Below are 7,613 nucleotides of genomic sequence, written 5' to 3' on the forward strand. Positions count from 1 at the left end.
GTGAGCTGATCGCGGCGGGGACGCCGCTGGCGGAGGCCTCCGCACGGGTGGGGTTCGCCGACCAGAGCCACCTGACCCGTTGGTTCTCCCGTTACTACGGGATCACCCCGGGGGTGTTCCGCGCGGCGGGGGAGGACGCCGTTCCGCTGGACGGCGCCGGGGTCGAACGGAGGGGATAGGCCCCGTGGAGGGCGGGCGGAGCCGGGCGGCCCCGTGCAGAGGGAGACTGGGTTTCGGGGAGAACCCGGGCCCCGCCCGCCTTCCGGGCGTGGACGTCGCTCACGCCCGCTGTGGGCGCGGGCAGCTCGCGGCCCGCGCGCGCTCAGCCGTCGCCGACGTGTGTGGACAGTGCGCCCACGATCCGCCGTGCGGCGTCGGAGGTCCGGGTGACCGGAGAGATGGGTACGCCCGCCAGCGCCGAGGGCAGGCCGTCCTGGATCGGCCAGCGCATCCACCACCACAGACCACCGCGGTGGGGCCGCAGCAGGGCCTGCTGAGGCCGGGTGCTGGGGCCGGCGTCGACCACGCCGCACACTCCGTCCTCGCGCACCTCCACCCCACGGGAGCGCAACTCCGCGGCCAGCCCCCGCAGGGCGAGCACGGCCGACTCCACACGGTTCACCGACTCCACCGCGCCAGGATCGGGCCTCAGGCTCGGACTCCCCGTCGGCGGGGTCTCAACGGTCACAGGTCTCCCCTCCCCTCCCCGGACGCCCCCGGGGACCAACGACCCTTGCACTCTGCCGCACCGGGAGGGGAAACGGGTGGCCCTATGCGGATCACGCATGCCCTCTTCTTTCTCGCACATAGCCCCCGGCCCGGCCCGGAGTCCCTACCCTAAGCTCATGCCCCAACCAGACGGCGTTCTTCCACCGGACCTGTGGACACGGCCTCGCATGGCGAGCGCACTGGCCACCTGCGACATGGCGACGGTCATCGAAGGCGTGCGCACCGCGCACGGCTGGTCCCAAGGTGACCTCGCACGCGCGATCGACTACTCCCAGAGCTGGGTCTCGCGTGTGGTCAACGGTCAACAGTCGCTGACCATCAGCCAGGTACACGACCTCGCCCGACGCCTGGACATCCCGCTGCACCTGCTGCGTTTCGGCGGCTGCCCCTCCCAGGCCGGTTCCGCCGAGAAGGGGGTGGACACCACGAGACGCCGCGACTTCGGACGGGCGGTCGCCGCGGGAGCCCTGCTCACCGCCACCACCGGCGTGCCCTCGACCCCGACCCCACCGGCCCCGGGCGCGCACCCCGTCAACGAGACGACCGCCTCCTCCCTGCGCGCCATCACCGGCGGCCAGCGCCGCATGGACGCCACCTCCCCCGCCCGCCACCTGCTGCCCAGCGCGGTGGCGCACGTGCATCTGGCCGAGCAAATGCTCGGGCAGGCGCACGGGACACCGTTCCACACGGAGCTGAGCGCCGCCGCCAGCGAGGCCTCGGGCTTCGCCGCCTGGCTGCACGCCGACCGGGGCGACATGGGTTCGGCCCGCTCGCACTACCGCACCGCGGTCGTACGCGCACGCCAGGCCGGTATGCGCCTGCTCGACGTGTACATGCTGGGATCCCTGGCGGCCTTCGAGACCGACACCGCGGAGGACCCCCACCTGGGTCTGGGGCTGGTCCAGGAGGCCGAGCACACCCTGGGCGCCGCCGCGCACCCCACCGCCCGCGCCTGGCTCGCCTGCGTCGGGGCGCTCGCGCACGCCGGAACCGGCGACCGCGCGGCCGCCACGCGCGCCATCGACCGCGCGGAGAGGGAGGTGTCGCGCTCGGGCAACACCGACCCGCCCTGGCCGTGGGTGTTCGCCTTCGACGAGACCAAGGTCGCCGGTTACCGCGCCCTGGTGGGCGTACGGCTGCGCCAGCCGCACGACGCGCGCCGGGCCTTCGCGGAGGCGTTCACACCCAGCAGGGCCAACGCCAAGCAGTCCGCGGTCCTCCAGGTGGAGCTGGCCTCCGCGCACGCCGAGGCGGGCGACGTGGACGAGGCGTTCCGTCTGGCCCACGAGGCGCTGACCACGGGGATCCGCTTCGAGTCCGAACGGGTCGTCGGCCGGGTGCGGGGGTTCCGACGCCGGTACTCGGGACCGCGGGCGCGCTGCGTGGCCGACCTCGACGACCGACTTCTGTCACTAGTTACCGGTATCACTACTTCGGGGTAGAAAAGCCGCGAAGCGACCATCAGGGAGGTTTCGTGATCCGTATCGGAGTCACCGGCCACCGCGGCCTGACCCCCGAGGTGAGCAGCACCGTCGCCGCGCTGATCACCGCCCACCTGGAACCGTACGGTTGCGAGATGGTGGGCCTGTCCTGCCTGGCCGACGGCGCCGACGCCGTCTTCGCCGAGGCGGTCGTGGCCGCCGGAGCGCCCCTGGAAGCGGTCATCCCCGCCTCCGGCTACCGCGACGCGCTGCCCGAGGAACACCACCCCGTCTACGACCGCCTCCTGGCTCAGGCCGTACTCGTCCACGCGTTACCGCACACCGCGTCCACCTCCGAGGCCCACATGGAGGCCGGAAAGCTGCTCGTGGAACGCTGCGACCAGCTGGTGGCCGTCTGGGACGGCCAACCCGCACGCGGCCGCGGCGGCACCGCCGACGTGGTCGCCTACGCACGCTCGCTCTTTCGCCCCGTGTCGGTGCTGTGGCCCCAGGGCGCCCGCCGCTGAGCTCCGCTCAGCCCCGCCCCGAGACCGCCGCGTTGACGTCCGCGGCCCGCAGCACCCCGCGCACACCGCCGTCCTCGTCCACCACCAGGTACTCCGGCAACGGATGACCGGTGAGCGCCTTCAGCAACTCCTCCCCCTCCAACCCCACCGGCACCAGCGCATGCTCAGCCACCGCCCGCGCCACATCCGACACCGGAACCCACGCCCGGCGCTCCACCGGAATCGCCGCGGCCGCCGCCGGATGCACCACGGCCGTCGGCGCACCCCCCGAATCGGTCACCACGATCTCCGCCGCCCCCGCCCCCCCGGACCGGCGCTCGGCCTCGGCCAGGGACGTGTCGGCCGTCACCGTCACCGCGGACCGCACCAGGTCACGGGCCCGCAGACGGGGAATCCGCTCGCGCGTCCGGGCGGAGCGCAGCGCGTCGCTCGCGCCCATCCACATGAAACCGCCCAGAACGAACCCCCACACCACACTCCAGGGGCTGAGCCGCCCACCCGCCCACCAGGTGAGCAGGAACGGCAGCGCCACGACCACCACGGCCAGCGCACGACCGCCCCATGCGGCGGCCACACTCCCCGAGAAGGGCCTGCCCGTCACCTTCCACACCGCGGCGCGCAGCAACCGCCCACCGTCGAGGGGGAGCCCCGGCAGGAGGTTGAACGCACCCACCAGCAGGTTGGCGATCCACAGCTGGAACAGCAGCTCGCCGACCACACTGCGCGGCTCGGTGAACAGGTACAGGCCGAACCCGCCCGCCGCCAGCAACAGCGAGAACAGCGGACCGGCGAACGCGATCCAGAACTCACGCCCCGGAGTCGGCGCCTCCCGCTCGATCTCGGAGACACCGCCCAGCACGTACAGCACGATGCGCCGCACCGGAAGGCCGTACATGCGCGCGACCACCGCGTGGGCGAGCTCGTGCACCAGGACCGAGGCGTAGAGCAGCACGGCGAAGGCGAACGACAGAAGGTAGGCGGAGGGCCCCAACGCCAGACGACCCTGCACGACACCGCCGTAGACCAGGGTGATCAGCACCGCCACGAGCAGCCACGAGGACATCACGTAGACGGGGATGCCGAAGGGCCGCCCGATCAGTAACCCCGGCCTCGCGGAACGGCCACGGGGCTGGGGCGCTGATGGATCACTGGCGGTCGTCACACCACCAGCCTACGGCCCGTCGACCGCGACCCACCGGCACCCCGGACCCGGTGGTCCACGACCGCGCGCTCCCCCTGGCGCCGCTCCGGGCCACCGGTGTTTCCTGGAGGCCGATGGTGTCCCCGAAGGTACTCAGGCGTTCGCCCGGTGCAGGCGTTCGGCCGCCTGCGCGCGGACGGCGTCGCAGCACACCGGGGCGTCGCCGTGCACGGCCTCCCACCGGGCGTTGTGCACCGCGGGCCACAGGCTGGCCGCCCACGCGACCTCCCGTTCCTCCACGGTGAACCGGCGTCCCCGGCACTCCTGGTAGGCCTCCAGGAACGCGGCGGAACCCTCGACCGGAGCCAGGGTCGGGGGCGAGACACTGGCGAACGCCCCGCACGCCGCACCCGCCAGCGCCGCCTCCGGCTGCCACGCCAGGCTGTCCCAGTCGTGCACCGCCCCCACCTCCCCGTCGTGCCAGCGGAGATTCCGCGCCTCGAAGTCGGCGTGGCCCAGCACCCACGGCAGGTCGGCGGCCAGGAGCCGCCCACGGATCCGCCTGGCCGTGCCGACGACGTATGCGGGCACGGCACCCTGGTCCCGGTCGTCCAACTCCCCGACCGTCGGCCACAGCCCCGCGTCCGTGTGGTCCCACCGCACCCAGCGGGGGTTCGGCAGCGGCGGCGCGACGGACACGTCGGCCAGCTCGGCCATCAGCCGGGCGAACACGGCCGCGTAGCGTACGGCGATGTCCGGCGCGTCCCCGCACAGGAGTACACCGCCGGGCCGGAACTCCTCGGCGTGCACGGCCAGAGCGCCGACACCGACCACGGGCGTGAGCGGCCGAGCGCACGGAAACCCCCGCTCCGCCAACCGGACCTGCGCGGCGACACACGACGCGGCCCGGCCGTCGTCCTCCCGCGCCTTGACCACGACGTCCCGCCCGTCGGCCAACCGCAGTCCGAACACCGCCGACAGCGACCGCCGCTCGAACAGCACGTTGACGGGCTCGTCCCCCATCTGCTCCGCGCACCAGTCCGAAAGCCGGTCCGGCAGATCGTCGAAGGACATGGTGAAGGATTGTGCCACCCGCGCCGAAACGGTGGAAGCGGAACACCACCTGTCACGACCTTCTCCTAGGCTTGCCCCATGACCACCGCGCTCCTTCCGTCCGCCCTCTCCCCCTCCCGCGCCTCCGACTTCCTCCAGTGCCCCCTGCTGTTCCGTTTCCGCGCCATCGACCGCCTCCCCGAGGCACCCAGCGCGGCGGCCCTGCGCGGCACCCTCGTCCACGCCTGCCTGGAGCGCCTGTACGAACTCCCCGCCGAGTCACGCACCCCCCGCAACGCCCTCGGCCTCGTCGACCCCCAGTGGCGGAAACTGCGCGAGGGGAAGCCCGAACTGGACGAGCTGTTCGCCGACGACGCCGAACGCGACACCTGGCTGGAGTCCGCCCGCGACCTGGTCCGCCGCTACTTCGAACTGGAGAACCCCACCACCCTGGAGCCCCGCGACCGCGAGATGCGCATGGACGTGTCCCTGCCCACCGGCCTCAGGCTGCGCGGGTACCTGGACCGCCTCGACGTCGCCCCCTCCGGCCAGATCCGGATCGTGGACTACAAGACCGGCAAGTCGCCCGCCCCCCGCTTCGAGGACAAGGCCCGGTTCCAGATCTTCTTCTACGCGGTGATGATCTGGCGCGACCTCGGCATCGTCCCCACCCGCCTCCAACTCGTCTACCTGGGCGGCGACGGCGCGGTGCGCTGGTACGACCCCACCGAGGACGAACTACGGGCCGCCGAGGCGGAGATCTCCGACATCTGGGCCCAGATCGAGGCGGCCGGACGCGCCGGGGTCTGGCAGCCCAGGAGGAGCAAGCTCTGCGGCTGGTGCGAACACCAGGCGCTGTGCCCCGAGTTCGGCGGCACCCCGCCTCCCCTGCCCGAACCCACGCCCTCCCCCCGGACCTGAGCCCACGCAACCCACGACCCGCATCCGCACGCCCGGCCGGAACACCACCCCGGCACCCGCGATACGGCACAATCACCCGTGTGTCCGTCTCAGTACTGCTGGTCGACGACCAGCCCCTCGTCCGCGCCGGGTTCCGCATGATCCTGGAGTCCGCCCCGCACCTGTCCGTGGTGGGCGAGGCCTCCGACGGACGCGAGGCGGTACGCGCCGCCCGGAGCCTGCTGCCCGACGTCGTCCTCATGGACGTGCGCATGCCCGGCATGGACGGGATCGAGGCGACCCGCCAGATCGTCTCGTGGGCGCGCTCCCTGGACCACCAGGTACGGGTCCTGGCCCTGACCACCTTCGACCTGGACGAGTACGCGGTCGAGGTCCTGCGCGCGGGCGCCTCCGGGTTCCTCCTCAAGGACGCACCACCCGCGGAACTGCTCTCGGCCGTCGACGTGGTCGCCGACGGAGCCGCGGCCATCTCCCCCCAGGTACTACGCCGCCTACTCGACCGGTTCGCCCCGCTCCTCCCCTCCACCGCACCCGAGACCGAGGCCACCGAGGACCCCCTGACCGCCCGCGAACACGAGGTCCTGCGCCTGCTCGCACGCGGATGGTCCAACGCCGAGATCGCCGCCCACCTCGTCCTGGGAGAGACCACCGTCAAGTCCCACGTGGGCAGCATCCTCACCAAACTCGGACTGCGCGACCGCGTCCAGGCGGTGGTCCACGCCTACGAACACGGACTGGTCCGACCCGGCGAACACGACACCGGACCCGCCTCCTGAACCACACCAGGACGGGCTCCGTGACGACCAGCACCTCCACCGGCGACCCCGGCGCGTCGCTGTCGGAGCACGTCGGGGCTTGACAGGATGCACTGGTGATCGAACTCACCGGCGGCTCACCCCGTTCCGGGCGAACCCCGCCACCTGGAGCCGCGTCCCCTCAAGGGTTTGATCATCGCGCCGACCACCACGGTTACAGGCGGGGAGGGAACGGAGACAGGGATGCCAAGCAAGCGGGAGCGGCCCGTGCCCCCGAGCGAGGACCGCCTGCTCAGCAGAATGCGGGACTGGCGGGCGGCACACGAGCACGAACTGACCCCCGACGGATTCGACGATGACGAGGACGTCAACCTCCCCGACGCCCGCGCCATCGACCTGGTCCTGCGGGTGGGCGAGCTGATGCTGGCCAGCGGCGAGGGCACCGAGGCCGTCAGCGAGGCCATGCTCAGCCTCTCGGTCGCCTTCGACCTGCCCCGCTCGGAGGTCTCGGTCACCTTCACCACGATCACCCTGTCCACCCACCCCGGCGGCGACCAGCCCCCGATCACCGGCGAGCGGGTCGTACGCCGACGCACCCTGGACTACTTCCGCGTCAACGAACTGCACACCCTGGTCGAGCAGTGCGCACTCGGACTCCTGGAACTGGAGGACGCCGCGGGCCGCCTGGCGCAGATCCGACGCGCGCGCATGCCCTACCCCAACTGGCTCATCGCCGTCGGGTTCGGCCTCATCGCCTCCAGCGCGAGCCTCATGGTGGGGGGGGGGCGGGNCCTGATCGTGGCCACCGTGGCGTTCCTGGCCACCGTCACGGGCGACCGCACCGCCGTCTTCCTCGCCAAGCGCGGAGTCGCGGAGTTCTACCAGATGGCGGCGGCCGCGGTGGTGGCCGCCACGATCGGTCTGGCCCTGCTGTGGGTGAGCACCAGCCTGGAACTCGGGCTCCAGGCCGGAGCCATCATCACCGGTAACATCATGGCCCTGCTGCCCGGACGCCCACTGGTCGCCAGCCTCCAGGACGGCATCAGCGGCACCTACGTGTCGGCGG

At 72.6% G+C, this 7,613-nt stretch carries 9 protein-coding genes; 6 read left to right on the forward strand and 3 right to left on the reverse strand.

Going from position 1 to position 7,613, the window contains the following annotated elements; all coding sequences use genetic code 11:
- Positions 1 to 8: 8 nt before the first annotated feature.
- A complete protein-coding gene (locus tag D455_RS29255) occupies positions 9 to 179 on the forward strand; it encodes a helix-turn-helix domain-containing protein (RefSeq protein WP_275040877.1) in 171 nt (56 codons plus the stop codon).
- Between the two features lie 143 nt (positions 180 to 322).
- Here the strand turns inward: D455_RS29255 and D455_RS0105020 are convergent, their stop codons facing one another.
- The gene (locus D455_RS0105020; protein ID WP_026122331.1) at positions 323 to 688 is read right to left on the reverse strand and encodes a hypothetical protein; all 366 of its coding nucleotides are present in this window, start codon (positions 686 to 688) and stop codon (positions 323 to 325) included.
- Positions 689 to 896: 208 nt separating this feature from the next.
- Between D455_RS0105020 and D455_RS0105025 the strand changes: the two genes are divergently transcribed.
- Positions 897 to 2,171, forward strand: a complete 1,275-nt coding sequence (locus tag D455_RS0105025; protein ID WP_017569673.1) for a helix-turn-helix domain-containing protein — start codon at positions 897 to 899, stop codon at positions 2,169 to 2,171.
- A gap of 32 nt (positions 2,172 to 2,203) precedes the next feature.
- The gene (locus D455_RS0105030; protein ID WP_017569674.1) at positions 2,204 to 2,677 is read left to right on the forward strand and encodes a hypothetical protein; all 474 of its coding nucleotides are present in this window, start codon (positions 2,204 to 2,206) and stop codon (positions 2,675 to 2,677) included.
- Between the two features lie 7 nt (positions 2,678 to 2,684).
- Here D455_RS0105030 and D455_RS0105035 read toward each other — a convergent pair whose 3' ends face one another.
- Both D455_RS0105035 and D455_RS0105040 read right to left on the reverse strand, forming a co-directional pair.
- Entirely contained in the window at positions 2,685 to 3,740 is a 1,056-nt protein-coding gene (locus D455_RS0105035) for a site-2 protease family protein (RefSeq protein WP_017569675.1), read from the reverse strand.
- A 231-nt stretch (positions 3,741 to 3,971) separates the two neighbouring features.
- Positions 3,972 to 4,892, reverse strand: coding sequence for a phosphotransferase (locus D455_RS0105040; RefSeq protein WP_017569676.1), 921 nt, complete (start codon positions 4,890 to 4,892; stop codon positions 3,972 to 3,974).
- A 78-nt stretch (positions 4,893 to 4,970) separates the two neighbouring features.
- On the opposite strand from D455_RS0105040, the gene D455_RS0105045 reads away from it, so the two are divergent.
- From D455_RS0105045 to D455_RS0105055, 3 genes are all read left to right on the forward strand, one after another.
- Positions 4,971 to 5,792, forward strand: a complete 822-nt coding sequence (locus tag D455_RS0105045; protein ID WP_017569677.1) for a RecB family exonuclease — start codon at positions 4,971 to 4,973, stop codon at positions 5,790 to 5,792.
- 80 nt (positions 5,793 to 5,872) lie between these two features.
- Positions 5,873 to 6,568 carry a response regulator gene (locus D455_RS0105050; RefSeq protein WP_017569678.1) on the forward strand — a complete coding sequence of 232 codons (696 nt, stop codon included), beginning with the start codon at positions 5,873 to 5,875 and terminating at the stop codon, positions 6,566 to 6,568.
- A gap of 279 nt (positions 6,569 to 6,847) precedes the next feature.
- On the forward strand, positions 6,848 to 7,613 hold a 766-nt coding region (locus D455_RS0105055; protein ID WP_026122333.1), incomplete at its 3' end, for a threonine/serine exporter family protein.

Origin of the sequence: Nocardiopsis halotolerans DSM 44410 (genome assembly GCF_000341065.1) — a bacterium.
Classification (GTDB): domain Bacteria; phylum Actinomycetota; class Actinomycetes; order Streptosporangiales; family Streptosporangiaceae; genus Nocardiopsis; species Nocardiopsis halotolerans.